Consider the following 26,482-nt stretch of genomic DNA (forward strand, 5'->3'; position numbering starts at 1 on the left):
TTGTATTAATAATCTTCTTAGAAGTTAGGCTTTCTTTTTTCCATAAAAGCAGCAACTCCTTCTTTCTTATCAGCTAGTTCAAAAAGCTCGCCAAAATATTTAATTTCAGTTTTAAAGCCTTGATCCGTATCTGATAGATTTACAGCGTGTATAGCCTTCGATATCGCCATAGGCGAGTTGAAAGCAATCGTGTTAGCTAATTCTTTTGTTTTGGTTAATAAATCTTCAATAGGGTATACTTCGTTCACTAATCCGATTTCCTTTGCTCTTTGAGCCGGAACCATTTTAGCTGAGAAGATCATTTCGTTGGCAAGGCCTTTTCCGATAAGCTTAGGTAGCCTTTGAGTACCTCCGTAACCAGGAATCAATCCCAGTGTTACTTCAGGAAGTCCCAATTTGGCATTTTCTGATGCATATCTGATATGGCACGCCATAGCAAGTTCTAATCCTCCGCCTAAAGCAAAACCATTGACTGCAGCAATGACTGGTTTAGACAGGTTTTCTATTTTGTTAAAGAGAGAATTTTGACCATTTCGAGCCAGCTCTTCTGCCTTTTCCTGACCGAAATCACTGAACTCTTTTATATCAGCTCCTGCAACAAAAGATTTCTCTCCACTTCCTGTAAGAATAATAACTCTACAAGAAGGGTCCGAATTTAATTCGTCTAAAGCTGAGCTGATTTCCTGAATAGTTTTAGCATTAAGCGCATTAAGGCTTTCAGGTCTATTTATTGTAATTATAGCTAATTTTTCTTCTTTTTTTAATAAAATATTCTCGTAACTCATTTTTCCACTTTAAAATACTATCTTTCGCAAATTATAATTTTTTTACAAAAAAAAGGAAAAAAAAATGATATTTTTTCCTTTTTTGTTGAAATATTGTTTAGTATGACTATTTAATGTGATTCATCATATTGCTATCAATATTAATATTTAGTTGTGATGCTACTTTCATGCCAAGTTCAATATTGGCCCTAAAAAAGTGACATAACTGACGATTAATAATCTCATCTTTCTTCGGCCCATCAATACCTTTCATGCTTGTAACAATATTATGAATAAGATGTTCTCTGTCTTCAGAATTCATTGCTTTTGTATAAAGTAAGCCGGGTTGAGTATAGTGATCATCATCGTTTTCATTTCTATTATAGAAAGCAACATGAGCGCTGTCTAACTCATAATCATAGCCTTTATATGCAGCATCCGGTTTAATTTCATCGAAACTGTTAGGGTAATAGTTCGGCTGATCTCCATAATCTTTTGCATCTGCCATAAATCCATCTCTTTGATAATTATTAGTAGCAAAAGGGCAACGGTTTACTTCGAGCTGATGAGCATTGACACCTACTCTGTATCGGTGTGCATCAGGATAGGAAAACAATCTTCCCTGAAGCATTTTGTCAGGAGAAAAGCTGATTCCGTTGACAAGATTACTTGGAGAGAAAGTAGATTGCTCTACGTGAGCAAAATAGTTAACAGGTATTTCATTAAGTTCCATTTCTCCAACTTCGATCAATGGGAAGTCTCCCTGGAACCATACTTTAGTCACATCAAACGGATTCCATCTGAAATCTTTTGCTTGTTCTTCAGTCATTACCTGAATGTATAAAGTCCATTTTGGGAAATCCCCATTTTCAATAGCATTGCAAAGGTCTTCCTGAGCAAAATCCGGGTTTTCTCCAGCCATTTTTACTGCATCTTCGTTATTGAAATTTTTGATACCCTGTTTTGTTTTAAAATGGAATTTCACCCAGGTTCTTTCATTATTTTCATTAATCATTGAGAAAGTATGGGATCCAAAACCATGCATGTGCCTGTAGCCATGAGGAGTCCCACGGTCAGACATCAGGATAAGAACCTGATGCAATGATTCAGGATTTAAACTCCAGAAATCCCACATCATCGTGGCACTTTTTAGATTGGTTTTAGGAACTCTTTTTTGAGTATGAATAAAATCCGGAAATTTTTTAGCATCCTTGATAAAGAATACCGGAGTGTTATTCCCTACCAGATCCCAGTTTCCGTCTTCTGTATAAAATTTTAAAGCAAATCCTCTTGGATCTCTTGCTGTATCTGCACTTCCTTTTTCACCTCCTACAGTAGAGAAACGGGCAAACATTCTACATGAATTTCCAACTTTTGAAAATAATTTTGCCTTAGTGTATTTACTGATGTCATGAGTTACAGTAAGTGTTCCATATGCACCTGTTCCTTTTGCGTGAACAATTCTTTCGGGTATTCTTTCTCTTACAAAATGAGCCAGGTTTTCCTGAAGAATAAAATCCTGTAATAATACAGGTCCTCTTGGTCCCACAGTTTGCGAATCTTGATGTTCAAAATAAGGTGCTCCGCTGCTCAGTGTTAATTTTTTAGTATCCATATAGCTAAGATTTGATTATTTTCTGTGTAGTAATGTAAGTAATAATTATCAAATTTACTTGAATTTTTAATTGCTAATAACAAAAACATCATATCTTTGTAATAGATAATATTAATCAGATGAACATTCAGCAATTGGAGTATCTTATCGCTGTAGATAAGTATAAACATTTTGGTAAAGCGGCTCAAGCATGCTTCATTACGCAACCTACATTAAGTGCAATGATACAGAAATTTGAGGATGAACTGGATGTAAAGGTGTTTGACAGGACTACACACCCGATCCGTACGACTGATGTAGGACTTCAGATCATCGATCAGGCTAAGGTAATTATAGAATCTGTCAATGAGTTGAAGAACAAAGCAAACCTATTAAATAACATTTTAGGTGGAACTATTAATCTGGGAATTATCCCGACAGTTTCCTCTTTTATTTTACCAAGCGAGATTTTTAATTTCTTAGATGAGAATCCAAAAATTCAGATGAATGTAAAGGAGATGACAACTGATAATATCATTAAATCTTTAAAGGCTGGGGAGCTAGATGCCGGTATTATTTCTACGCCTTATGATGCAGCGGATGAATTCTACCAGGACTTTCTATTCAATGAAGAATTAATGATTTATAGCTCAGAGACTGAAGCTAATAAAAAGAATTCCTATATCATACCTGAAGAGCTTAATGTGGAGAAAGTATGGTTGCTTGAAGAGGGTAATTGTTTAAGAAATCAGTTTGAGAATATCTGCCATTTAAAAGAAAATTCATTGAAGCCTAAAAATCTTGATTTCCTGGCGTCAAATATCCAGACTCTGGTACATATGGTAGATAAAGTGGGTGGCATCAGTATTTTACCTGAATTAGCTTTGAGTCAACTGTCTGAAGAACAGAAAAGTAAAGTTTTCAGGTTTAAAAAGCCTTTCCCTTACCGAGAAATAAGCATTATTTACTACAAACCTACTTTTAAACAAAAGATTATTGATGAACTATCTTCTTCAATACAGACTTCATTGAAAGAAAGATTGAATTATAATGAGAATCCAAAAGAATTCGTAAGCATAAAACCACAATAGTTTTTTATTCTTAATCTAGGTAAGTAGCTAGTTTCAAGAAAATTGTAATTATATCATAAAAGTTTTGAGTATTAGAAAATAGTGCTTAACTTTGCAGACGTTTACGAACGAGGAAAAATTTGACCTGATTGCAACCTCTATAAAAAAAAGCTAAAACAGTATTCCTTTTTGAGCTTTCCAGGCAATTATTCACATTATTCCTCAAATATTTAATCTAATAAAACAAAGAATAATATGTCTTATTTATTTACATCTGAATCCGTTTCAGAAGGGCATCCTGATAAAATTGCGGATCAGATTTCTGACGCTTTAATCGATCATTTTTTAGCATATGACAAAAACTCCAAAGTCGCTTGTGAAACTTTGGTAACAACAGGACAGGTAGTTTTGGCTGGTGAGGTAAAGTCTGATGCTTACCTTGATGTTCAGACTATTGCCAGAGAAGTAATCAATGGTATTGGCTATACAAAAGGAGAATATATGTTTAATGGAGATTCTTGTGGAGTGATCTCTGCGATCCATGAACAATCTCCGGACATTAACCAAGGGGTTGACAGAAAAGTGGCAGATGAAACTTTCGAAAGTAAGGCTAATGCACAAGGAGCAGGAGACCAGGGGATGATGTTTGGTTATGCAACGAACGAAACAGCTAACTATATGCCTTTGGCTTTAGACTTGGCGCACACTATTCTTAAAGAACTTTCTGCAGTAAGAAGAGATAATAAAGAAATCACGTATTTACGTCCTGATGCAAAAAGCCAGGTTACTATTGAATATTCTGATGATCATAAACCTGTAAGAATAGATTCTATTGTAGTTTCTACTCAGCATGATGACTTTGGAACAGAAGAAGAAATGTTGAATAAGATTCGTGAAGATATTAAAAATATTGTGATTCCAAGAGTTGTGGCTCAACAACCTGAGGAGATCAAAGCTCTATTTAATGAGCAGATTAAATATCATATCAATCCTACCGGTAAATTCGTTATCGGAGGCCCTCATGGAGATACAGGTCTTACGGGAAGAAAAATCATTGTAGATACCTATGGTGGAAAAGGAGCTCACGGAGGTGGTGCCTTTTCAGGAAAAGATCCTTCCAAAGTAGATAGAAGTGCTGCTTATGCAACAAGACATATTGCTAAAAACCTTGTAGCTGCTGGAGTTGCTGATGAAGTTTTGGTACAGGTATCTTATGCTATTGGAGTTGCTGAACCATGTGGTTTGTACATCAACACGTACGGAACTTCAAAAGTGGATCTTCACGATGGAGATATCGCCAAAAAAGTTTCTGCGATTTTCGATCTTAGACCTTACGCTATTGAAGAGAATTTAAAACTAAGAAATCCTATTTATCAGGAGACGGCTTCTTACGGGCATATGGGGAAAGAGCACTATATTGCTGATAAGACCTTCAATAAGGGCCATAAAAACGAACTTACGTTGCAAGGGCTGGAATTCTTCACATGGGAGAAATTAGACAAAGTAGAAGAGATTAAAACGGCTTTTGGTATTTAATTTTTTCTTTTAAGATATTTACACTGCTTTATCCTTCATGAGATAAGGCAGTTTTTTTTAATTTTGCACCTAAAATCAATTCAAGATGATGAACTTTCGATTTGTAATAACTGTACTGTCCCTGTTTTTCCTGTCCACGCTGGCTAAAGCACAGTATACAATGCATAAGATGATTAATGTAGGCTATGTATACCAGAATCAGAGTTTTGGAGAATTAGGAGGTAAATTACTTTTCCTGAAAAATGATGATGTGATTTATAGAGTAGGTGCTTCCGCATTAATGGGATCTACTCATTCTAAATTTGCTATAATGCCAAAACTGCAGGCCGATGTCTTGTTGAATTTTGAAAAAAATGTAGACTTTTACCATTCTTATTATTTCTTAGCAGGAGTGGAGGGAACCAATAAGTATATAGCTCCTAAAGTGGGGGTTACTTTATTCGGATTATTGGATCTTACGGCGGGTTATGCTTTTCCTATCGGAGGAGCTGAGCTCAATGGAAAACAGCTGAAGGGTGTAAATGTTAATTTTACATTAAATATACCTACAGTCTTCATTCATGACATGTTTAAGTAACTTTTTCTAAATTTTTTTCTTAAAATTTAATAATTAGTTAACAGTTATTAAAATTTTATTATATTTACATCCATAAATAAACATACTGCTTATTGATTGGACTTTACTCTTAAAAACTGTTTTGCATTTACAGCTTAAACCAGATAAAATATCTGGGTGTAAGACTGTCGACAAAAATATATTGAGAAGAGTAATGAAATCAAAATCGGATAGCGTATTAATTTCCCTTTACCAAAAAGGAGACGAAGGAGCATTGTCAACCCTTATCCATCGTCATCAGAGAGAACTGTTTACATTCATTTTTTACAAAATTAATGATGAAGACCTAGCCAATGATGTTTTTCAGGATACATTCATGAAAATTATCGTGATGTTGAAAGAAGGCCGTTATAATGAGGAAGGAAAATTCATTCTTTGGGCGAAAAGAATTGCATACAATCTTATTATTGACCACTTTAGACTAAAATCGAAAAATATCAAAGTTTCTGAAACCACTTTTGAAACGGATGAGTATTCTATTTTTGATCTGATACGGGAACCTTCTGAAAACATTGAAGATCAATTAGTAACTAATCAAATTCAGGAAGATTTATTGAGAATGCTGCAATTTCTTCCGCAGAACCAGCAGGAAGTTATTAAGCTGAGATTTTTTGACGGATTGAGTTTTAAAGAGATTGCAGATCACACGGACATGAGCATTAATACCACACTAGGACGTGTACGTTACGCTTTAATCAATTTAAGGAAAATTATGGAAGAGAATAATATTATACTTACGAGATAATAATTTGAAAAAATTCCCGTTTTAAGGAAAAACATATTTCGCCTATGAAAAAAAATGATTCCTTAAAAGTGAAAACTTTGAAACCAAAAAAACAAACAGTTGATTTTTTACTCAACTTTTCAAAAAATCTTGAAGTAATTAAAATTAAGAGCAAGAATTTTCCGATTTCCAAGAATTAAAATTATTAATTTTGTGCTGTATGAAAATCCAGCACATTTTTTTTGATCTCGATAATACACTTTGGGATCACCGCAAAAACGCATATCTTACCATTAAAGACCTTTTTGAAAAACAGGAAATTACTCTGAATTACTCTATCGATTTTGAGAAATTCCACACGGTTTATCATGAGATCAATGAGTCCCTTTGGGAGAAGATCAGAGATGGTATTATCGATAAGGAATACCTGAGAAAGCATCGTTTTTATGATACTTTTAAGCATTTTGGAGTTGACGATGAGTAGCTTGCCGAATATTTTGAAGAACATTTTCTAGATAAAATACTCAACCATAATGAACTGGTAGAGGGGGCTATATACATTCTGGATTATTTAAAGTCCAAAGGGTATACACTGCATATTATCTCTAACGGCTTTAAAGAAGTGACAGAAAGAAAATGTATATTATCCGGAATTGATCACTATTTCAATACCATAACAAGTGCCGATGCTGTAGGAGTAAGAAAACCGAATCCTAAAATCTTTGAATATTCATTAGGTCTTTCGAATGCTGGTAAAGAAGAAAGTATTCTGATAGGTGACGACTGGATTGCTGATGTTGTAGGAGCACAGAATTTCGGGATGGATGTCATTTTCTTTGATGTATTTAATGAAAACAAACAAGAAGAGGGTTTGAAATCGATTAAGCATCTTTTGCAGATTAAAGAATATTTATAAAAATTGTCTTTTGGGATTCTTTCCTAATTCTTTCCTAAATTAATATGGAATTTTGCTGTATAATAAACGAACAAAATTTTATGTTATGAAAAATTTTAAGAAAATCACAAGAGCATTCACTTTAGTTTTTTTACTAACGGCAGGGTTGGTCTTTGCACAAGATAGAGCCATTAGCCAGAATCAGTTGCCAAAAACGGCAAAGACTTTTCTGGTGACTTATTTTAAGAATATTTCAGTAAGCTCTGCAATAGAAGACAGAGAAATATATGGGGTAGATGAGTATAAGGTGTACTTATCCAATGGATCCAAAATAGAATTTGACCGCAATGGAAATTGGAAAGAAGTAGATGGTGAGCATCAGAAGCTGCCATACGGTTTTATTCCCGTACCTATTAAGAACTATGTAGCAAAGAGTTTTCCCAATACTCATATCACAAAAATAGAAAAAGAAAGATGGTCGTATAAAGCAAAGCTTTCTAATGGTGTAGATCTTGAATTCGATAAAAATGGAAATTTTAAACGGATTGACGATTAATACAGTTCAACAATGAAATATAGTATAACACCAATAAACTTAAATGATATGGTCAACTGGAATTTAATAAGCAGCAGAGCAATTAGAAAAAATATTGTAGGTTATATCACAAGACATTATCCTTGTGTTGTAGTAGATTCTATTGAGAAAACAAAGACAGCTTATAAAATAAATCTGCTCAATGATCTGAAGCTGATCTTTACAACCAACGGAAGCTTTGTAAAAAGTAGTTTTTAAATAATATACCTGATAACCTCCTGAATAGGGAGGTTTATAATTTTATATATTTGACGTGCATACGATACCATTCTAAACAAAAGAATATGAAAATTTTAATTATTGAGGACGAACCAGAGTTGAGGAATACTGTTCAGAGTTTCCTTGAAGGAGAACACTTTATTGTTGAATATGCAGAAACTTTTAGTTCAGGATTGGATAAAATTATTTCTTATGAATACGATTGTATTCTCCTTGATATTATGCTGCCAGATGGAAATGGGATGGAATTGTTGAAAGAAATTAAAAACATGCATAAAAAAGATCCTGTAATCATTCTTTCCGCCAAAGATTCAGTTGATGATAAGGTCAATGGTCTTGAAATTGGAGCGGATGATTATCTGGCTAAACCTTTTCATCTGGCTGAGCTAATGGCCAGAATTAAATCAGTGATCAGGCGAAAAAAACAAGATGGAGAAAATACCATTGCATATAAAAACATTTCTATAGATCCCGATAACCGGAAAGTTACGATTAATGATGAAGAGCTTGCTCTTAACCGTAAAGAATATGATCTTCTATACTATTTTGTAATCCGCCCGGAAAAAACGCTGCAAAAAACAATGCTTGCAGAAGCCATCTGGGGTGATTATATTGACCAGGCAGATAGCCTGGATTTTATTTATTCTCAAATAAAGAACCTCCGGAAAAAAATGAAAGCTTCAGGTGCTGAAGCTGATTTTCAGGCTGTTTATGGAATAGGATATAAACTTGTATAATGAAAGTTTCTTTAAAATATTATACCATAAAATATCTGATCACTGTTTTGCTATTAATCATTGCAGTGTGGGCAGCATTATTCTATGCTTATATTCTGGATGAAGTATATGACAATGTGGATGATGGGTTGAAAAACCGGAAAATTCAAATTATCAAAGCGGTATACCTGGATAAAAAACTGTTGAATAATAATGAGTTCGGTTTTAATGAATTTAAGATTAATCCTATTTCCAAGTCAGCATATAAAGATAAAAACAGACTGTATAATAAAATGTATTATATGGAATATGATGATGAAGATCAGCCTTACCGGGTACTTGAGACAGATTTTATAGACCAGTTCGGAAAATATCAGCAGCTTGTTATAAGAACCTCTACGGTTGAACAGGATGAGCTGGTATATGATTTAAGCACGGCACTTATAGTTTTGTATCTGTTACTGGTTATAAGTATTATTGCGATTAATGGGTTCTTACTTCATAAGGCAATGAAGCCTTTCTATTTAATCCTGGAAAAGCTTAAAAAATATCAGTTCGGGATTCCCTCTTCTTATAAACCTCAAAATTTTTCTATAAAAGAGTTTGAAGAGTTGAATGTGGAAATTGATGAGATGATTGAGCGTAATGAACTTGTTTTTCACCAGCAGAAACAATTTATAGAAAATGCTTCCCATGAATTACAGACGCCATTAGCAATTGTTATCAATAAGATTGATCTGGCCATGCAGGATGAAGATCTCGATAAGAAGAGCATGGGCCTTTTTAATGATGTTAAAAATGATCTTCGGAGAATGGCGGGCTTGAATAAATCCTTATTAATGCTTTCCAAAATAGAAAATAATCAGTTTAACAAAACGGTACGGGTTAATTTTAATGAATTGATCCACAATCTTCTTGAAAGCTATGAAGACTTTATTGCATATAAGAAAATAGAAGTGAATGTTGTGGAAAAAGAAACTCTTGAAGCTGCTTTTAATCCTGATCTTGCTGAGGTTCTTCTTTCTAATCTCCTTAAAAATGCTGTTAAGTATAATACTCAACATGGAACCATCAATATCATTACTGAAAAAAGAAGATTGATTTTCCAGAACACAGGTTCGGAGAGGCCGTTAAATACATCAGAGATCTTTAACCGTTTCTATAAGCAGGGCTCAGATCATAGTTCAACCGGGCTGGGGTTATCTATTATTAAGACCATAATAAAGCAATACCCCGGATGGAATATTGCTTATGAGTTTAATGATCAATTGCATTGTTTTATCCTATCTGTAAAAGGATAAATAATGGCTATATTGTCTATTTAGATTCCTAAACTTTCTCTTACTCTTTTAATGGTATCCTGTGCAATAACTCTAGTTTTAGTAGCTCCTTCCTGAAGTTTTGCTTCCAGCTCATCCAGGTGAGTCATATAATAAGTAAATGTTTCCCTTTCTTTTTGGAAACGGGTAGTGATCAGATTTAAAAGCTCTGTTTTAGCATGGCCATAACCAAAATTTCCGGCTAAATATTTTGCTCTTAACTCTTCTGTCTGTTCAGGAGTTGCAATTAGCTGATAAATCGCGAAAACTTTATCTGTCTCAGGGTCTTTTGGCTCTTCTAAAGATTTAGAATCTGTTTCAATGCTCATAACCTGCTTTTTCAACTCCTTGTCGGATAAGAAAATATTAATAATATTTCCCATTGATTTAGACATTTTACGGCCATCTGTTCCAGGAACATATTTGGTGTTTTCCTGCAGCTCAGCTTGCGGAAGAACCAAAACTTCTCCCATCTGATTATTAAACCTGGAAGCTACATCACGGGCAATTTCCAAATGCTGAAGCTGATCTTTTCCTACGGGAACTACTTCCGCATCATACAATAAGATATCTGCAGCCATTAGAATAGGATAGGTAAAAAGACCTGCATTTACATCCTGAAGCCGATCCGCTTTATCTTTAAATGAATGAGCTAATGTTAATCTCTGATAAGGAAAAAAACAAGATAAATGCCAAGATAGTTCACAGGTTTCAGGGATATCACTTTGTCTGTAAAAGAATGTTTTTTCAGTATCAAGTCCACAAGCAAGCCAAGCCGCAGCTATTTCGTAGGTGTTTTGTTTTAGTTCTTTCGCATCTTTAATCTGAGTCAGTGAATGCAGATTTGCGATGAATAGAAATGATTCATTTCCCTCCTGTTTTGATAATTCTACAGCAGGAATAATAGCACCTAATAAATTCCCAAGGTGCGGTGTTCCGGTGGCTTGAATGCCGGTAAGAATTCTTGACATTTTGTTGTATTATTTATAAAAATTAATGAATTGCAAATTTACGAGGTTTGGCGGAATAATGAATTAAAAGATTAAAAGATTAAAAGATTAAAAGATTAAAAGATTAAAAGATTTTTTGGATAAATCTCATGAATACATTTTACATGAATACTTTTTACAAAAAAACATCATTAATCCTGTGATCTACAACAGATACTAAGGAATCACAATCTTTTCTCCTCCGAACTTCGGCTCTACCCCAAAAAGAAGATCCCAATATACTTTGGCTTTCGCCAGGTATTCCCTCATATTGGTTTTAAGGCCTGCATATTTACTGACATCATTGGCATTATATCCATATGCTTCAATTCCATTTTTACGAGCTAAAAACACGGCTCTTTCATTATGAAACTTCTGTGAAATGATGACCAGCTTGGTCTGTCCGAAAATATCTTTAGCTCTCACGACGGAATCCAAGGTTCTGAAGCCCGCATGATCAAGAATGATTTTATCTTTAGGAATGCCATACTTCATTAGAGCCAGCTGCATATCTTCCGGCTCATTATAATCCTTTCTGCTGTTATCACCGCTTACAATGATGTATTGTATTTTCCCGCTTTTATAGAGATCTATTGCTGCCTGGATTCTGTTGTAAAAATAAGCATTAGGTAATCCGCTATTTAAAGTTTTGCTTGTTCCCAGAAGCAGTGCTGTTTTAGATTCGGGAATATCCGTAATCCTGCTGGAAACATAAGGGTCACTTTGCTTTTTTATATTGTAATTGGCAAAAGCTATAAAAATAATTCCTGCCACAATAAGAAGCAGGAAAAATTTAAAAATATTTTTAATCAATTTTTTCATGTTGTTTAATTTTTAGAATTCCAGGCCATTAGGAAAGGCTTTCTTTCTGAAAATTAATAAGAATACGGCTCCTACTGTAATCGCTGAATCTGCTACGTTGAAGATATATTTAAAGAACTCGATATGTTTTCCTCCAATCAAAGGAAAACTTTCCGGAACATTCCAGTCTACCAAAGGAAAATGAAGCATATCTACTACACAGCCTCTCATGAAAGTGGAGTATCCTTCACCTGCAGTCGCAAATTTGGAAATACCGCCATATCCGATCCATCGGTCGATGCTTGGATCATATACGGTTCCACTGTCGAATAATAAACCGTAAAACATTCCGTCAATCAGGTTACCTATAGCACCTGCGAAAATCATGGCCATGGGGATCAAAAGATAATTGGATTCTCCTTTTTGAAGCCATTTTCTGAAAAGATAAACCATCCCTCCGATCAGAAATACCCTTACAATAACCAGGAAATATTTTCCGATAACACCTCCGAAATGAAGCCCGTAAGCCATTCCTGGGTTTTCTACAAAAGTAAGTTTGAATCCCGGGAAAACAGAAACACTGTCATCCAGGTTGAAATGAGTTTTGATATAGATTTTTGAAGCCTGGTCGATTAATAAAATAAGAAAAGTTACAGCTAAGATCTTTTTCATTACAGTCCTTTAGGTTTTGAAGGTTTTGCAGCCGGTTTTACGTTTTTATTATCGCTTGCTTTTTTGATCACTTTCTGTCCATTAAATGAGCTCTTAACATGGGCTTTTTCAAATTTAATGTTCATTTCTTTCAGAACACTTTTCAGTGCGCTGAGCTCCATAGGATTTTTAGGATGTACTATTATAGATTCCATTTTTCTCAGTTTAGATGTTTATTTTCTGGACAGCTCGTCAAGTCTTTTCCTGTCTTTTGCAGAAAGATCATTGATTCCGTTTTTGCCCATCTTACCTAAAAGTTTGTCAATTTCTTTTTCCCTTTCGCGTTTGTCAGAATTAAACTGATCATCTATGGTATAGTTTCTCTGTTTTGGAGTGAAGAATCTGTTTTTAATTCTTTCCCGATTAAAAAACCATAAAACTACAATAAGAACAATCCCTAAAATTAAATATTCGCTCATGGATATAAATTAAAAATTAGGTTTATAAAGTATTAAAAAATAATACATTATAAACCCAAATTTATTTTACAAACCTTACGGTTATTTTTGCATATTTTTCGCTTCGATGCTAAGTGTAGCATGAGGAACTGCTAAAAGTCTTTCTTTTGGAATTAGCTTACCTGTTACTCTGCAAACACCATAGGTCTTATTTTCGATTCTGATTAAAGCATTTTTAAGATCGCGCACGAATTTTTCCTGTCTTCCCGCTAAAATAGAATTTTGTTCTTTGCTTAGCGTTTCAGCACCCTCCTCAAAAGCTTTGAATGTGGGCGAAGTATCATCTGTTCCATTGTTCTGGTCGTTGATGAAGCTTTCTCTGATCAGTTGTAAATCCTTTTCTGCTTTCTCTATTTTCTCTTTAATTATAGCCTTAAATTCCTGTAAATCAGCATCGCTATATCTTACTCTTTCGTCTGACATGTTCTTTTCTCTTTTTTAATAAAATTATGAAATGGAATTTGAAATCCAATAACTATATGTTAATTTTTTTCAATATTTATCTTAAAATTAACTTCATCTATTTCGATTTCGTTAAAATTTGAAAGTGAAGATACAATTTCTATTTTATTTGACAAGACCTCTGATGAAATATATTCTTCATTTTTCTTGAAAACATCAAGGAATGGTGAATTTTCTTCAACGAAGATATTAATCCTGTCTGTAAGCTCGAAATCTTTATCTTTTCTAAGGTTTTGAACCCTGTTAATAAACTCTCTTGCAACCCCCTCAGATTTTAACTCGTCTGTCAACGTCAAATCTAATGCCACAGTTGTTTTCCCATCAGAAGTTACCGTCCATCCCGGAATATCTTTTGTTGAAATTTCAACGTCACTTATTGTTATTTCATAACCTTGAACATCGATTTTACCATCTTTTTCCAAAGTAGAAATTTGTTCTGTTGAAAAATCAGCAATTTCATTTCCTACTACTTTCATGTCTTTACCTAATTTAGGTCCAAGAGCCTTAAAGTTTGGTTTTATCTGTTTTACAATAAGATGAGAGGCTTCTTCAGCATTAATTAACTGTAGCTCTTTTACGTTCACCTCCTGCTTGATCAATTCTGCTACAGCCAAAATCTGATTTTCAGCTTTAGAATCTAAAACAGGGATTAATACTTTTTGTAATGGCTGGCGTACTTTTACGTTCTCCTTCTTTCTTAAAGAGAAAACCATACTGGTGATATTCTGTGCGATGTGTGTTTTTTCAACCAGATCCTGATCGATCAGACTCTCATCAGCTACAGGGAAGTCTGTAAGGTGTACCGATTCAACATTTCCTTTTCCGGTTACCTTATTTAAATCCTGATACAATTGATCCATAAAGAATGGAGCAATAGGAGCAGATAATTTTGCTACAACTTCAAGACAAGTATATAAAGTCTGGTAAGCAGAGATTTTATCTTCTGAATAATCTCCTTTCCAGAAACGTCTTCTACATAATCTCACATACCAATTGCTCAGGTTATCATTAACGAAAGTACTGATTGCTCTTGCTACTCTTGTTGGTTCATAATCTTCGTAGAATGCTTTTACTTCTTTTATTAAAAGATTCAGTTCAGAAAGAATCCATCGGTCAATTTCAGGACGGTTTTCTACTTCTTTTTCTGAATAATTGAATCCATCAACATTAGCATATAAAGCAAAGAACGAGTAGGTGTTATAAAGAGTTCCGAAGAATTTTCTTCTTACCTCGTCGATTCCCTCGATATCAAATTTCAAATTCTCCCAAGGATTTGCATTCGAAATCATATACCAACGTGTTGCGTCAGGTCCGTAAACAGAAAGTGTCTCAAACGGATCCACTGCATTTCCTAAACGCTTAGACATTTTCTGACCGTTCTTATCCAGAACAAGCCCGTTACTCATTACATTTTTATAAGCAACCGAATCAAATACTGCTGTTGCAATTGCGTGTAAAGTATAGAACCATCCACGGGTCTGGTCAACACCCTCTGCGATAAAATCAGCAGGGAAGGCTTTGTTAGTATCGATTAATTCTTTGTTTTCAAAAGGATAATGCAGCTGTGCATAAGGCATTGAGCCTGAATCAAACCAAACATCGATCAGATCACTTTCACGATTCATTGGCTTTCCTGATTCTGAAACTAAAATGACTTTGTCAACCACATTTTTATGTAAATCGACCAAAGAATAATTGGTTTCAGACATATTTCCGATCTCAAAACCTTTGAAAGGATTTTCCTTCATGAAACCTTTTTCAACAGATTTTTCGATTTCATTATAGAGTTCTTCAACAGAACCGATAATGATTTCTTCTTTTAAATCATCTGTTCTCCAGATCGGTAAAGGGATTCCCCAATAACGTGAACGGGATAAGTTCCAATCATTGACATTCTCTAACCAATTGGCAAAACGTCCTTCTCCGGTAGCTTTTGGCTTCCAGTTGATTTCTTTGTTCAGGTTAACCAAACGGTCTTTTACGGCTGTCATTTTTACAAACCATGAATCCAAAGGATAATACAATACCGGTTTGTCAGTTCTCCAGCAGTGTGGATAACTGTGGACGTATTTCTCTACCTTAAAGGCTTTGTTTTCTTCTTTTAATAAAATAGCTAAATGAACATCCCATGATTTTTCAGGAGCAGTTCCGTCATCATAATATTCATTCTTGATATACTTACCTGAAAACACTTCAGGAACGTTTTTTCCTTTGATGAATCTACCCTGTAAATCTACCAATGGAACAAGATTGTCATTTTCATCTTTTATCAACATTGGAGGAATGCCGGCATCTTTAGCAACTCTCGCATCATCTGCACCAAAAGTCGGCGCAATCTGAACGATACCTGTTCCATCTTCGGTTGTTACATAGTCTCCAGGGATAACTCTAAATGCTTTTTCAGGGTTTTCAGCAGGTAAGAACCAAGAAATTAATTGTTCGTATTGAGTGTCAACTAATGCATCTCCCGTGAATTCTTTCAGAATCTTATATGGAATTACTTTACTTTCCGGAGTAAAGCTGGCAAAATCTTCATCTGTTCCTTCTGCATATTTTTTTCCGAAATTCTTTTCCAAAAGTACTTTTGCAAGAACTACTGCTACAGGTTCAAATGTATATTGATTAAAAGTCTTTACCAAATAGTATTCGATATCTCTTCCAACAGCCAAAGCAGTATTGGACGGAATAGTCCATGGTGTGGTTGTCCAGGCTAGAATATAAGCATCATCCTTTACGTCATCGAATAACTTTGCACTTTCTTTTTTTACTTTAAACTGAGTAGTTACTGTAGTATCCGAAACATCACGATATGTTCCCGGCTGGTTCAGCTCGTGTGACGAAAGTCCTGTTCCTGCTTTTGGAGAGTAAGGCTGGATCGTATATCCTTTATACAACAATTCTTTGTTGTATAACTGCTTTAGTAACCACCAAACAGTCTCCATATATTTTGATTTATAGGTAATATAGGGATCATTAAGATCTACCCAATATCCTATCTTCTCTGTAAGGTCATTCCATACATCCGTGTAACGCATTACCGCTTCACGACAAGCTTTATTATAATCTTCAATAGAAATCTTTTTGCCAATATCTTCCTTTGTAATTCCTAATTCCTTTTCAACACCCAGCTCTACAGGAAGTCCATGGGTATCCCAACCCGCTTTACGGAAAACCTGTTTCCCGTTCTGGGTCTGATAACGGCAGAAAATATCTTTCAATGCTCTTGCCATTACATGGTGAATCCCAGGCATACCGTTTGCAGAAGGCGGACCTTCATAAAATACAAACTCAGGGCTACCCTCACGAATTTCAACACTTTTATTGAATGTTTTATTTTGTTTCCAAAATTCCGAAACGTTTTCGGCTATATCAATAAGGTTGAGGTTTTTGTATTCTTTAAATTGGCTCATTGTACTATCTCAATATCGTTGATTAATTAAGTTGGCAAATTTAGTGATTTTTTGTCGGTTTATAATATATGTTTTATTTTGATATCATCTATTAAAAAGTTCAATTCCAGAAATATAAATAAAGGGGTTAATTATTTATGAATTACAAAATGTGAAATGTCAATTTTTTGAAAGGATTTCCTTGATCATTCTTGTAGATTTAGTTCTCTAAAAGGCAAATGTTTTTTTAGTTAAACTCTCGTATATTTTTATACGTGATCATCTGTGGGGTTCAAAAAAATATTTTCAGTCGGTTTAATTAGTGAGCATTAAAAAAAATGAATAGTAAATTTACATTTCGTATATTTAAATAACTCACAAAACCAAATGTTAAATGAAAATCTGTTGTAAATTCTTATCTATTATTTGTTTCATAGCTGGCATCATAGTACAGGCTCAGAATAATTATCCACAAAATTATTTTCGAAACCCACTCAATATTCCTATCCAATTGACTGCTAACTTTGGTGCGGTTCGCTCAAATCATTTTCATATGGGATTGGATATGCGGACTAATAGTAGGGAAAACCTTCCTGTAGTAGCAGCGGCGGATGGCTATGTAAGTCGGATTAAAACAGAGCGTTACGGTTTTGGAAATGCAGTATACATCACGCATCCTAACGGATATACGACGGTGTATGCTCACCTAAATAAGTATTTTGATAAGTTGGACGAAAATGTAAAAGCACAGCAATACAAAGATAAAAAATGGGAACAGGATATTACTTTCTCTCCTAAACAATTCCCGGTAACAAAAGGGCAGCTTATTGCTTTAAGTGGTAATACGGGAGGTTCTGCCGGTCCGCACTTGCATTTCGAAATAAGAGATACGAAAACGGAAGAGTGCATCAATCCTTTACTTTTCGGGTTTAATATTCCGGATAATGTAGCTCCTGTTATCAGTGGATTGTATTGGTATGACAGGCGCTTCAGTACTTATGAACCCGGGGCTAATACAATTGCTGTGAAGAAGTTGGGAAATGTTTATACTACCAATATTGTACAGGTTAGCTCACCGTCAATCAGCTTTGCTATAAAAGCATTCGATAAAGCTAATCAGGGATTTAACCTCGGGATTTATAATGCAGAATTGTTCCTGGATGACCAGTTGATTTATAGTTTTAGTATTGATAAAGTCAGCTATGATGATACCCGCTATCTTAATGGCTGCATTGATTATACAAAATTTGCAAGAGATAAAATGAGTATTCAGCATTTATCTTCTTTACCTGGAATGAAGCTGCAAGGGTATAGCTTACCTAATGAAACCGGAATTATTACCTTGCAGGATGAGGCGGTTCATACCATTAAAATCGTACTGAAAGATGTAAAAGGAAATACGAGCCATCTTACCACAAAAATTCAGCTAAGTAAAAAAGGACACCCATTCTCTCCTGCTGAAGGAAAGACTGCAAAGGCCAATGAAGCAAAAACGTTTAGGACACAAAATGCGGAACTGATACTTAGTAAAAATGCGTTATATGATGCAGTACCTTTCGATATGTATGAAAAATCCGATGGCGGAGGCAGTGTAGTTTCAAATGCTATTATTCTCCACAACCCCTATATTCCGGTTCATGATTATTATACGATAAGAATAAAACCTAACCGAAAGCTGAACAATGATGAGAAAGATAAAGTGGTTATGCAGCTTTTTTATGGGAGCGATACGGATGTGGTCAAAGGAAAATGGAACGGGGAGTGGGTTGAAGGAGAGTTTAAGAGGTTAGGAACTGTAACATTATTGCTGGATAATACTTTACCTCTTGTATCGCCTTCAGGCTGGAAAGATGGAGCAATTGTTAATGGTGGTTCTCTAAGGCTTAAAGGAACTACACAAACAGGCGATATTGTATCATTGGTTGCTGAGCTGGATGGACAATGGCTGCGTTTTGCCCGGGTAAAAAATGATTTTGTTTATGTTTTTGATGAAAAATGTCCCAAGGGTTCAGGTGGCCATACTTTAAAAGTTACGACAACCAACACTGCGGGAAACACAAACGTTCAAACTTTTACATTTCAGAGATAGCATAATTGAATTTATCAACAGATAACTTAGCCTCTCCAAACAAAATATCTACAGAAGTTTGCATTATTTTTTAAGATAGAGAATATTTTACAAGAAAAAAAGTTAATTAAAAATAAGAAACACCTATGAGTCTACTACTTCCAAAATTTAAAAGCCTGCTATTTGCACCCCCTAAAACTGATCTATTGGTTATTGTCCGAATTATTGTTGGCTGTTGGATTGCCTGGTATGGGAAAGATGTTTTTATTTCAGAATGGTTTGAAAAAGCGAGGGTAGGTTTTGGAGAGACCGGCTTAGGATTTTCTAACCCAGAGTTGATGCTATACTTAGCAAAGGGCTCAGAATTGATTTTCGGAATCTTTTTAGTATTGGGATTATTGACCAGATTATCATCAGCGATTCTTCTTGTTGTTTTATCGGTTGCTGTAACTCTTGGGCAGAACTGGAAAATATTTCCTTATGACCAGGGGGAAATTACCTTTTTTTATTGGCTGTTTTTTGTGGTCTTTCTGATTGTAGGTGGTGGACGATTTAGCTTAGATGCCTTATTATTTCATAAGACTAAAGCTTAATTTGATTTTGGATTCTATACTATAATTGTGCTTAAGTTTTAATAAATTTGTTACTTAAAATCAAAATCATTGGAATTTTATCCATCAATCGAAAAATCAGATGTTCAGGAAATTAAAGTATTTCAGGAAAAGAAGCTTCGGGAACTTTTAGTTTATCTTGAAGAACATTCACCGTTTTATCAAAAGCTGTTTAAGGAAAATAGCATCAATATCCGTGATATTCAGTCTCTAGAAGATTTACAGAAGATTCCGACAACATCAAAAAATGATTTGCAGCAGCATAATCATGATTTTTTCTGTATCCCCAACAATGAGATTGTAGATTACAGTACTACATCGGGAACATTAGGAGATCCTGTAACGTTCGGTTTGTCAGATAAAGATCTTGAAAGACTCGCTTATAACGAAGCGATCTCTTTTGCGTGTGCCGGAATACAGAAAGGGGATGTGGTACAGATGATTACGACTATTGATAAACGGTTTATGGCAGGCTTGGCTTACTTCTTAGGTTTAAGAAAGATGGGGGCAAGCGTCGTAAGAATGGGACCTGGAATTCCGGAATTACAATGGGATTCTATTTTTAGATATCAGCCCAAATACCTGATTACAGTTCCTTCCTTTTTGCTAAAAATGATTGATTATGCCGAAAAACGAGGGCTGGACTATAAAAACTCTAGTGTATATGGTGCTGTTTGTATTGGTGAAAGCATCAAGAATCAGGATTTTACCGATAATATTCTTTCTCAGAAAATAAAAGAAAAATGGGATATTAAGCTCTTCTCTACTTATGCTTCTACAGAAATGAGCACTGCTTTTACAGAATGTGAATTTCAAATCGGAGGCCACCATCATCCGGAACTTATTATCACTGAAATTCTTGATGACCAAGAAAACCCCGTGAAAGAAGGAGAAAGTGGAGAGTTAACGATTACAACTTTAGGAGTTGAGGCCATTCCTTTACTCAGGTTTAAAACGGGAGACATTGTAAAAGCTCATTATGAACCTTGTCAATGTGGAAGAAGAACGATGAGGCTGGGTCCGGTTATCGGAAGAAAGCAACAGATGATTAAATATAAAGGGACGACTTTGTATCCACCTGCAATGAATGATATTTTAAATGATTTTAACAATCTCCTTTGTTATCAAATTGTTATCCTGTCCAATGAAATCGGGTTGGATGAAATCATCATTAAGGTTAGTGCAGAGGGAGAATGTGAAAATTTAGTGAACGAAGTAAGGGATCATTTCCGTGCAAAATTGAGAGTGAGTCCTAAAATTGAAATTGTAGAATTTGATGTTCTGTCTAAAATTGTCTATCATCCCAACAGCAGAAAGCCTATAACATTTATTGATCTCAGATAACCCCAATATGAAGAAAAATCTACTATTTCTATTACTAGCCATTTCAACAAGCTTGATGTCTCAGAGAGTAAAAGTGATTTCTGGAGATTATGATTTTTTGAAAAGCGAAAAATTTTTGAAAGTAGTCTTTAAATTCAATGATGTTAAATTCGAAAAAAAGAATTTGACTGAGGAGGAATTTATCACAAAAAGGATGGAAGAGATAGAGAAATCAAAAGGGAAAGAAGAAGCTGAAAAGTGGAAAGCTGATTGGGAATATACCAAGCAAAATACATTCCCGGATAAATTCTTAGAATCTTGGAATAAAAATACAGACATTAAAGCATCTACGAAATTTGAAAGAACGAAATATACTTTAATCGTAGAACCCAAATGGATTCATGTTGGTTTCTTTATGCCTTTTTCGAGTGACGTTGCTTTGTTGAACAGTAGATTGACTTTTGTGGAAACAGATAATCCAGATCATGTTTTGATGGTAGTTGAGGGAATAAAGGCTAAGGGGGATAACGGTTTTGGTGTTCCGAATCATAATTACCGAGTGGCAGAATGTTATGCAAAAACCTCTAAAATGCTTGCCTTGAAAGTGAATTTTTATACAAAGAAAAAATAAAAATATTTTCTTTTACTATTATCTTCAGAACATTTTATGGTTTTGTTTCCATTTTAATAAGATTAGCAAGGTTTTTAATGACTGTATCGTGTTTTTTTACAAAAGGATTTTCTTTATCCCAAACATATCCGGCGAGCACAGCGCAGATTTTTCTTTTAACATCTTCGTTTTCTGGTCTGTGAAAAAACAATTCCTGTAGATTGCCAGTATACCATTCTTTAACATAGGTGGTAAAAACACTTACCCCATACAATATATAATCCGAATATTCTTTTTGCCAGTCTATGATTTCACCGTTTAATTGTCTGATAGCCAATTTTGCAGCAAGCATTCCCGATTCTGTTGCAAATGCCATCCCTGATGAGAATACGGGGTCTAAAAACTCAGATGCATTTCCCGTTAGTGCAAATCCGTCGCCGTATAATTTTTTTACAGAGCAGGAGTAATCTATCAGTTTTCTGGGTTCAAAAAGAAAATCAACATTCCCAAAACGATTGGTATAATAATCAGAAAGTGAAATTGCCTTTCTTAGTGCTTCTGCTGTGTCTCCGTTTTCAGTCAGTTTCTCAATATAATCTGTTGGTCCCACAATTCCTACACTTGTATTTCCGTTGGAAAAAGGAATTACCCATAACCATACTTCTGTTTCGATAATGTCGAAAGAAATTAAAGTGCCTTCTGTTCCTTCTTCTCTGTTAATATCCTGGACATGAGAGAAGATAGCAGAATGGGGAGATAGTTTTGATGGTTTTTCAAGGTCAAGAAGACGGGGCAAAACTCTTCCGTAACCACTAGAGTCAATCACGAATTTTGAGTGGATTTCTTTAATTTCTCCGTCTTTGTTTTTTACCGTAGTGATAGAGTCTGTACCATTAAATATAATGTCGGTTACTTCTGTTTCAAATTCAAGGTCAATACCTTTGTTGATGACCTCATGGGCAAGAGTATAATCAAAGTCAGCTCTCGGAACCTGCCAGGTCCAATCCCATCCTTCTCCGAACTTATTGCTAAAATCAAAAAGGCAAACTTCATCCCCTCTTAAAAAGCGTGCTCCAAGCTTTTTTTCGAAACCCATTTTGTCCAGTGCGGGAAAAAGCCCTGCCTCTTCAAAATGATCCATTACTCTTGGAATTAAACTTTCACCAACAACCAATCTGGGGAATTTTGTTTTCTCAACAACTTTTACGTTGATATTGTTCTTCTTTAAGTATGAGGAAGATACGCAGCCTGAAGGTCCGGCGCCTATTACAAGAACGTCAACAAACTCTTTACCCATCTTTGATTTTTTATTTTAATAATAACTTCTATCTTTGCCGCAAAATTAGTGACAAATAATTAATATTTATAAAATTATCTAGATTACTTTAATCGATGAAAATAAATAACTTTTTAGAGCTGAAGGATTTTCAGAACATAATTATCAGGAATGAAGAAATAGAGCTGGATGAAACACTTTTAACCAGAGTAGAAGCAAGTTTTCAGTTTTTAAAAGAATTCTCAAGGAATAAAGTAATATATGGAGTCAATACGGGATTTGGACCGATGGCTCAATTTAAAATCAGTGATGAAGATAAGCATCAACTTCAATATAATCTAATAAGAAGCCACTCTTCGGGAATTGGAAATCCATTACCGGCAGAAGAAGTTAAGGCATCTATGCTGGCGAGGCTTAATACTTTGTCATTAGGAAATTCAGGAGTGCATAATTCTGTGATTTACTTACTTAAAGAGTTGATAAACAGAAATATTATACCGTTAATCTTTGAACACGGTGGAGTAGGCGCAAGCGGTGATTTAGTACAGCTGGCACATTTGGCTTTGGTCTTGATTGGTGAAGGGGAAGCGTTTTATAAGGGAGAAAGAAGAAATACCAAAGACGTTTTTGCTGCAGAAAATTTAGAACCCATAAAGGTTGAAATTCGTGAAGGTTTGGCATTAATGAACGGGACATCCGTTATGTCCGGTATTGGAGCGGTAAACGCTTATAAAGCGAATCAGCTTACTGAAATCTCCATACAACTTTCCTGTGCAATTAATGAGATTGTTCAGGCATATGATGACCACTTGTCAGAAGCATTGAACGGTACGAAAAGACATTATGGACAGCAGAAGGTTGCTGAGAAAATGCGGGCACGTCTATCTGATAGTAAACTGATCAGAAAAAGAGAGGATCATCTGTATACCCATTTTGAAGAACAAGAAAAAGTATTTAAAGAAAAGGTTCAGGAGTATTACTCTTTACGATGTGTTCCTCAGATTCTGGGACCGGTTTTAGATACTTTGGAATATACTGAAAAGGTTCTTGAAAATGAGATTAATTCTGCCAATGATAATCCGATCATTAATGTTGAAGATCAGCATGTCTACCATGGCGGAAACTTTCATGGAGATTACATCTCATTAGAAATGGATAAGCTGAAACTGGTAGTTACAAAACTGACTATGCTTGCAGAAAGACAACTGAACTATCTTTTAAACTCAAAAATTAATGAAATTCTACCTCCTTTCGTAAATTTAGGTAAATTAGGATTTAATTTTGGAATGCAGGGAGTACAGTTTACGGCTACTTCTACTACTGCTGAAAGCCAAATGTTATCCAACTCTATGTATGTGCATAGTATTCCTAATAACAATGATAACCAGGATGTCGTAAGTATGGGAACCAACGCTGCCGTAATTTGCAGAAAGGTTATTGAAAATGCTTTTGAAGTACTGACGATTGAAGCAATTACTATTGTTCAGGCTATTGAATATCTTGGTTTTCAGGATAAAATTTCTTCATCTACAAGGACGTTGTATGATGAGGTAAGAAAAATCATACCTGCTTTTTCTGATGATATGGTAATGTATCCTTATCTGGAAGAAGTAAAAAAATATTTGAAGACGATGTAACCATTCGGTACCATAAATTGTCAATTACTAAGGAGGAAAAATATTTAAAACACTAAAACACATGAAATGTGCAATTGTAACAGGAGGTTCTAGAGGTATTGGAAGGGCCATCTGTATAAAACTGGCGGAAGACAAAAACTACCATATATTGATCAATTATACTTCAAATGAGTTGGCAGCAAAGGAAACACTGGCCAAAGTTGAAGAACTTGGTGCTACAGGAGAAATCCTTAAGTTTGATGTAGGAAACGCTGAAGAAACTTTGAGCATATTAGAAAAGTGGCAGGAAGAAAATCCAGATGCACTTGTTGAAGTTATTGTCAATAATGCGGGGATTACAAGAGATGGATTATTTATGTGGATGAAAAGTGAAGACTGGAACAGTGTGATCAATACAAGCTTAAATGGTTTTTTCAATGTAACGAACTTTTTTATTCAGAAGTTGTTGCGTAATAAATACGGTAGAATTATCAATATGGTTTCAGTTTCCGGAGTAAAAGGAACTGCCGGACAAACCAATTATTCGGCCGCAAAAGGAGCTTTGGTAGGAGCTACAAAAGCACTTGCCCAGGAAGTTGCCAAGAGAAATATTACAGTAAATGCTGTAGCACCTGGATTTATTAGAACAGATATGACTCAGGATTTTAATGAAGACGAATTGAAGGCAATGATTCCTGCGAACAGATTTGGCGAAGCGGATGAAGTAGCGGACCTGGTTGCATTTTTAGCCTCCCGTAAAGCTTCTTATATTACAGGAGAAGTGATTAATATTAATGGTGGAATTTATTCATAATAATGTAGCAATATAACAATTTACCAGTGTACCAATTAAATCATTATTACATTGCTAGACTGATACATTGTTTCAATTAAATAACATGGAAAATAGGGTTGTGATTACCGGGATGGGAATTTATTCTTGCATCGGAACTTCTTTAGAAGAGGTGAAAGAGTCCCTATATCAAGGAAAATCCGGGATTGTTTTAGAACAGGAAAGAAAAGATTTTGGATATAGATCGGGGTTAACGGGACGTGTTCCGAAACCTGAGCTGAAAGGGCTTCTTAGCAGGAGGCAGCGGGTAAGCATGGGTGAAGAGAGCGAGTATGCGTATCTGGCTACAGTAGATGCATTAAAACAAGCCCGGATCGAAGATGATTTCCTTGATCAGCATGAAGTGGGTATATTATATGGGAATGACAGTGTTTCACAAGCCGTTGTTGACGCGATTGACATTGCAAGAGAAAAGAAAGATACTACTTTAATGGGGTCCGGAGCGATTTTTAAATCGATGAATTCCACGGTGACTATGAACCTTTCAACGATCTTTAAGCTGAGAGGAATTAACCTTACCATTAGTGCAGCCTGTGCGAGTGGATCTCATTCTTTGGGATTGGCTTATCTTATGATTAAGAATGGGTTACAAGATATAATTGTTTGCGGAGGAGCGCAGGAAACGAATAAATACTCAATGGCAAGCTTTGATGGGCTAGGCGTTTTTTCCATAAGAGAAGATAAGCCGGAGAAAGCATCAAGACCATTCGATACAGCAAGAGACGGGCTTATTCCCAGTGGAGGAGCCGCGACTTTAATAGTGGAAAGTCTGGAATCTGCACAAAGAAGAGGAGTGCCTATTTTAGGTGAAATTATTGGATATGGTTTTTCTTCAAACGGTGGGCATATCTCTACACCTAATGTTGATGGTCCTGCTTTAGCAATGGACAGAGCTTTAAAACAATCCGGATTAAAAGCAGAAGATATCGATTATATTAATGCTCATGCAACCTCTACTCCGATTGGTGATGCCAACGAGGCAAAAGCCATTTACGAAATTTTTGGAGCGGAAGTTCCTGTAAGTTCTACCAAATCTATGACGGGGCATGAATGCTGGATGGCGGGAGCTAGTGAGGTGATCTATTCTATGCTGATGATGCAAAATGATTTTGTAGCACCGAATATTAATCTTGAAAATCCCGATGATGAGGCAAAAAGGATAAATTTAATCGCTGAAACAAAAAATCAAAAAATTGACGTATTTTTGTCGAATTCTTTCGGATTTGGGGGAACCAATTCCGCACTAATTGTTAAAAAATTTGATTAA

Annotated in this window: 25 protein-coding genes and 1 pseudogene; 16 read left to right on the plus strand and 10 right to left on the minus strand. The window is 35.2% G+C overall.

Translation table 11 applies throughout. The features are described from left to right. Positions 1-17: 17 nt before the first annotated feature. Together CJF12_RS15560 and CJF12_RS15565 are read right to left on the minus strand one after the other, a co-directional pair. On the minus strand, positions 18-785 hold the full coding sequence (locus tag CJF12_RS15560; RefSeq protein ID WP_034684181.1) for an enoyl-CoA hydratase/isomerase family protein: 768 nt from the start codon (positions 783-785) through the stop codon (positions 18-20). A 106-nt stretch (positions 786-891) separates the two neighbouring features. Further along, the gene (locus tag CJF12_RS15565) at positions 892-2,379 is read right to left on the minus strand and encodes a catalase (protein WP_034684183.1); all 1,488 of its coding nucleotides are present in this window, start codon (positions 2,377-2,379) and stop codon (positions 892-894) included. Between the two features lie 119 nt (positions 2,380-2,498). Here CJF12_RS15565 and CJF12_RS15570 point away from each other — a divergent pair, with 119 nt between their 5' ends. The 9 genes and pseudogenes from CJF12_RS15570 (at position 2,499) to CJF12_RS15610 (ending at position 10,030) form a co-directional block, all read left to right on the plus strand. Next, positions 2,499-3,449 carry a LysR substrate-binding domain-containing protein gene (locus tag CJF12_RS15570; RefSeq protein ID WP_034684185.1) on the plus strand — a complete coding sequence of 317 codons (951 nt, stop codon included), beginning with the start codon at positions 2,499-2,501 and terminating at the stop codon, positions 3,447-3,449. A 234-nt stretch (positions 3,450-3,683) separates the two neighbouring features. Beyond that, the gene (gene metK / locus CJF12_RS15575; protein ID WP_034684186.1) at positions 3,684-4,964 is read left to right on the plus strand and encodes a methionine adenosyltransferase; all 1,281 of its coding nucleotides are present in this window, start codon (positions 3,684-3,686) and stop codon (positions 4,962-4,964) included. Between the two features lie 85 nt (positions 4,965-5,049). Beyond that, positions 5,050-5,541: a hypothetical protein gene (locus tag CJF12_RS15580; RefSeq protein ID WP_051887268.1), complete on the plus strand. Its 492-nt coding sequence runs from the start codon at positions 5,050-5,052 to the stop codon at positions 5,539-5,541. A gap of 193 nt (positions 5,542-5,734) precedes the next feature. Further along, positions 5,735-6,325 carry an RNA polymerase sigma factor gene (locus CJF12_RS15585; RefSeq protein WP_034684187.1) on the plus strand — a complete coding sequence of 197 codons (591 nt, stop codon included), beginning with the start codon at positions 5,735-5,737 and terminating at the stop codon, positions 6,323-6,325. Positions 6,326-6,524: 199 nt separating this feature from the next. Continuing rightward, positions 6,525-7,220, plus strand: a pseudogene (locus tag CJF12_RS15590) (YjjG family noncanonical pyrimidine nucleotidase). Between the two features lie 85 nt (positions 7,221-7,305). Further along, positions 7,306-7,755, plus strand: coding sequence for a PepSY-like domain-containing protein (locus CJF12_RS15595; protein WP_034684188.1), 450 nt, complete (start codon positions 7,306-7,308; stop codon positions 7,753-7,755). Between the two features lie 12 nt (positions 7,756-7,767). Continuing rightward, positions 7,768-7,992, plus strand: a complete 225-nt coding sequence (locus tag CJF12_RS15600; RefSeq protein WP_034684190.1) for a PepSY-like domain-containing protein — start codon at positions 7,768-7,770, stop codon at positions 7,990-7,992. 86 nt (positions 7,993-8,078) lie between these two features. Continuing rightward, on the plus strand, positions 8,079-8,750 hold the full coding sequence (locus tag CJF12_RS15605) for a response regulator transcription factor (RefSeq protein ID WP_034684192.1): 672 nt from the start codon (positions 8,079-8,081) through the stop codon (positions 8,748-8,750). Continuing rightward, entirely contained in the window at positions 8,750-10,030 is a 1,281-nt protein-coding gene (locus CJF12_RS15610; RefSeq protein ID WP_034684196.1) for a sensor histidine kinase, read from the plus strand. The genes CJF12_RS15605 and CJF12_RS15610 overlap by 1 nt, the downstream gene beginning before the upstream one ends. A gap of 20 nt (positions 10,031-10,050) precedes the next feature. On the opposite strand, the gene trpS is transcribed toward CJF12_RS15610, so the two are convergent. The 7 genes from trpS to ileS all read right to left on the minus strand — a co-directional run bounded on the left by trpS (position 10,051) and on the right by ileS (position 16,879). Beyond that, entirely contained in the window at positions 10,051-11,019 is a 969-nt protein-coding gene (gene trpS, locus CJF12_RS15615; protein WP_034684198.1) for a tryptophan--tRNA ligase, read from the minus strand. Positions 11,020-11,214: 195 nt separating this feature from the next. After that, the gene (locus CJF12_RS15620; RefSeq protein WP_034684200.1) at positions 11,215-11,859 is read right to left on the minus strand and encodes a SanA/YdcF family protein; all 645 of its coding nucleotides are present in this window, start codon (positions 11,857-11,859) and stop codon (positions 11,215-11,217) included. A gap of 12 nt (positions 11,860-11,871) precedes the next feature. After that, positions 11,872-12,510 (minus strand): lipoprotein signal peptidase, encoded by a 639-nt coding sequence (locus tag CJF12_RS15625; RefSeq protein WP_034684203.1) that lies wholly within the window; start codon positions 12,508-12,510, stop codon positions 11,872-11,874. After that, the gene (locus tag CJF12_RS15630) at positions 12,510-12,704 is read right to left on the minus strand and encodes a DUF2683 family protein (protein ID WP_034684206.1); all 195 of its coding nucleotides are present in this window, start codon (positions 12,702-12,704) and stop codon (positions 12,510-12,512) included. Before CJF12_RS15630 ends, CJF12_RS15625 begins: the two co-directional genes overlap by 1 nt. 18 nt (positions 12,705-12,722) lie before the next feature. Beyond that, entirely contained in the window at positions 12,723-12,968 is a 246-nt protein-coding gene (locus CJF12_RS15635) for a DUF6576 domain-containing protein (RefSeq protein ID WP_034684208.1), read from the minus strand. Between the two features lie 81 nt (positions 12,969-13,049). Beyond that, on the minus strand, positions 13,050-13,430 hold the full coding sequence (locus CJF12_RS15640; protein ID WP_002983772.1) for a TraR/DksA family transcriptional regulator: 381 nt from the start codon (positions 13,428-13,430) through the stop codon (positions 13,050-13,052). A 59-nt stretch (positions 13,431-13,489) separates the two neighbouring features. Then, complete coding sequence (gene ileS, locus CJF12_RS15645) at positions 13,490-16,879, minus strand: isoleucine--tRNA ligase (protein ID WP_034684211.1); 3,390 nt, start codon at positions 16,877-16,879, stop codon at positions 13,490-13,492. 373 nt (positions 16,880-17,252) lie between these two features. Here ileS and CJF12_RS15650 point away from each other — a divergent pair, with 373 nt between their 5' ends. From CJF12_RS15650 to CJF12_RS15665, 4 genes are all read left to right on the plus strand, one after another. Next, positions 17,253-18,947 carry a M23 family metallopeptidase gene (locus tag CJF12_RS15650; protein ID WP_034684213.1) on the plus strand — a complete coding sequence of 565 codons (1,695 nt, stop codon included), beginning with the start codon at positions 17,253-17,255 and terminating at the stop codon, positions 18,945-18,947. 125 nt (positions 18,948-19,072) lie between these two features. Further along, a complete protein-coding gene (locus CJF12_RS15655) occupies positions 19,073-19,519 on the plus strand; it encodes a DoxX family protein (RefSeq protein WP_051887269.1) in 447 nt (148 codons plus the stop codon). Positions 19,520-19,588: 69 nt separating this feature from the next. Then, positions 19,589-20,881, plus strand: coding sequence for a phenylacetate--CoA ligase family protein (locus tag CJF12_RS15660; RefSeq protein ID WP_034684214.1), 1,293 nt, complete (start codon positions 19,589-19,591; stop codon positions 20,879-20,881). Positions 20,882-20,888: 7 nt separating this feature from the next. Further along, the gene (locus CJF12_RS15665; protein WP_131329526.1) at positions 20,889-21,491 is read left to right on the plus strand and encodes a hypothetical protein; all 603 of its coding nucleotides are present in this window, start codon (positions 20,889-20,891) and stop codon (positions 21,489-21,491) included. Positions 21,492-21,525: 34 nt separating this feature from the next. Here the strand turns inward: CJF12_RS15665 and CJF12_RS15670 are convergent, their stop codons facing one another. Next, entirely contained in the window at positions 21,526-22,767 is a 1,242-nt protein-coding gene (locus tag CJF12_RS15670; RefSeq protein WP_034684219.1) for an NAD(P)/FAD-dependent oxidoreductase, read from the minus strand. 95 nt (positions 22,768-22,862) lie between these two features. Here CJF12_RS15670 and CJF12_RS15675 point away from each other — a divergent pair, with 95 nt between their 5' ends. From CJF12_RS15675 to CJF12_RS15685, 3 genes are all read left to right on the plus strand, one after another. Next, positions 22,863-24,383, plus strand: coding sequence for an HAL/PAL/TAL family ammonia-lyase (locus tag CJF12_RS15675; protein WP_034684221.1), 1,521 nt, complete (start codon positions 22,863-22,865; stop codon positions 24,381-24,383). Positions 24,384-24,444: 61 nt separating this feature from the next. Next, positions 24,445-25,176: a 3-oxoacyl-ACP reductase FabG gene (gene fabG / locus CJF12_RS15680; RefSeq protein ID WP_034684224.1), complete on the plus strand. Its 732-nt coding sequence runs from the start codon at positions 24,445-24,447 to the stop codon at positions 25,174-25,176. A gap of 85 nt (positions 25,177-25,261) precedes the next feature. Further along, entirely contained in the window at positions 25,262-26,482 is a 1,221-nt protein-coding gene (locus tag CJF12_RS15685; protein WP_034684226.1) for a beta-ketoacyl-[acyl-carrier-protein] synthase family protein, read from the plus strand.

Source organism: Chryseobacterium piperi, from assembly GCF_002285635.2.
GTDB classification, from domain to species: domain Bacteria; phylum Bacteroidota; class Bacteroidia; order Flavobacteriales; family Weeksellaceae; genus Chryseobacterium; species Chryseobacterium piperi.

Coding starts and splice junctions, on each gene's coding strand:
- CJF12_RS15630 (WP_034684206.1), bottom strand. CDS start 12,704: ATGGAATCTATAATAGTACATCCTAAAAATCCTATGGAGCTCAGCGCA.
- CJF12_RS15565 (WP_034684183.1), bottom strand. CDS start 2,379: ATGGATACTAAAAAATTAACACTGAGCAGCGGAGCACCTTATTTTGAA.
- CJF12_RS15605 (WP_034684192.1), top strand. CDS start 8,079: ATGAAAATTTTAATTATTGAGGACGAACCAGAGTTGAGGAATACTGTT.
- CJF12_RS15650 (WP_034684213.1), top strand. CDS start 17,253: ATGAAAATCTGTTGTAAATTCTTATCTATTATTTGTTTCATAGCTGGC.
- CJF12_RS15640 (WP_002983772.1), bottom strand. CDS start 13,430: ATGTCAGACGAAAGAGTAAGATATAGCGATGCTGATTTACAGGAATTT.
- CJF12_RS15675 (WP_034684221.1), top strand. CDS start 22,863: ATGAAAATAAATAACTTTTTAGAGCTGAAGGATTTTCAGAACATAATT.
- CJF12_RS15560 (WP_034684181.1), bottom strand. CDS start 785: ATGAGTTACGAGAATATTTTATTAAAAAAAGAAGAAAAATTAGCTATA.
- CJF12_RS15635 (WP_034684208.1), bottom strand. CDS start 12,968: ATGAGCGAATATTTAATTTTAGGGATTGTTCTTATTGTAGTTTTATGG.
- CJF12_RS15665 (WP_131329526.1), top strand. CDS start 20,889: ATGAAGAAAAATCTACTATTTCTATTACTAGCCATTTCAACAAGCTTG.
- CJF12_RS15570 (WP_034684185.1), top strand. CDS start 2,499: ATGAACATTCAGCAATTGGAGTATCTTATCGCTGTAGATAAGTATAAA.
- CJF12_RS15610 (WP_034684196.1), top strand. CDS start 8,750: ATGAAAGTTTCTTTAAAATATTATACCATAAAATATCTGATCACTGTT.
- CJF12_RS15625 (WP_034684203.1), bottom strand. CDS start 12,510: ATGAAAAAGATCTTAGCTGTAACTTTTCTTATTTTATTAATCGACCAG.
- CJF12_RS15670 (WP_034684219.1), bottom strand. CDS start 22,767: ATGGGTAAAGAGTTTGTTGACGTTCTTGTAATAGGCGCCGGACCTTCA.
- metK (WP_034684186.1), top strand. CDS start 3,684: ATGTCTTATTTATTTACATCTGAATCCGTTTCAGAAGGGCATCCTGAT.
- CJF12_RS15585 (WP_034684187.1), top strand. CDS start 5,735: ATGAAATCAAAATCGGATAGCGTATTAATTTCCCTTTACCAAAAAGGA.
- trpS (WP_034684198.1), bottom strand. CDS start 11,019: ATGTCAAGAATTCTTACCGGCATTCAAGCCACCGGAACACCGCACCTT.
- ileS (WP_034684211.1), bottom strand. CDS start 16,879: ATGAGCCAATTTAAAGAATACAAAAACCTCAACCTTATTGATATAGCC.
- fabG (WP_034684224.1), top strand. CDS start 24,445: ATGAAATGTGCAATTGTAACAGGAGGTTCTAGAGGTATTGGAAGGGCC.
- CJF12_RS15580 (WP_051887268.1), top strand. CDS start 5,050: ATGATGAACTTTCGATTTGTAATAACTGTACTGTCCCTGTTTTTCCTG.
- CJF12_RS15655 (WP_051887269.1), top strand. CDS start 19,073: ATGAGTCTACTACTTCCAAAATTTAAAAGCCTGCTATTTGCACCCCCT.
- CJF12_RS15595 (WP_034684188.1), top strand. CDS start 7,306: ATGAAAAATTTTAAGAAAATCACAAGAGCATTCACTTTAGTTTTTTTA.
- CJF12_RS15620 (WP_034684200.1), bottom strand. CDS start 11,859: ATGAAAAAATTGATTAAAAATATTTTTAAATTTTTCCTGCTTCTTATT.
- CJF12_RS15600 (WP_034684190.1), top strand. CDS start 7,768: ATGAAATATAGTATAACACCAATAAACTTAAATGATATGGTCAACTGG.
- CJF12_RS15685 (WP_034684226.1), top strand. CDS start 25,262: ATGGAAAATAGGGTTGTGATTACCGGGATGGGAATTTATTCTTGCATC.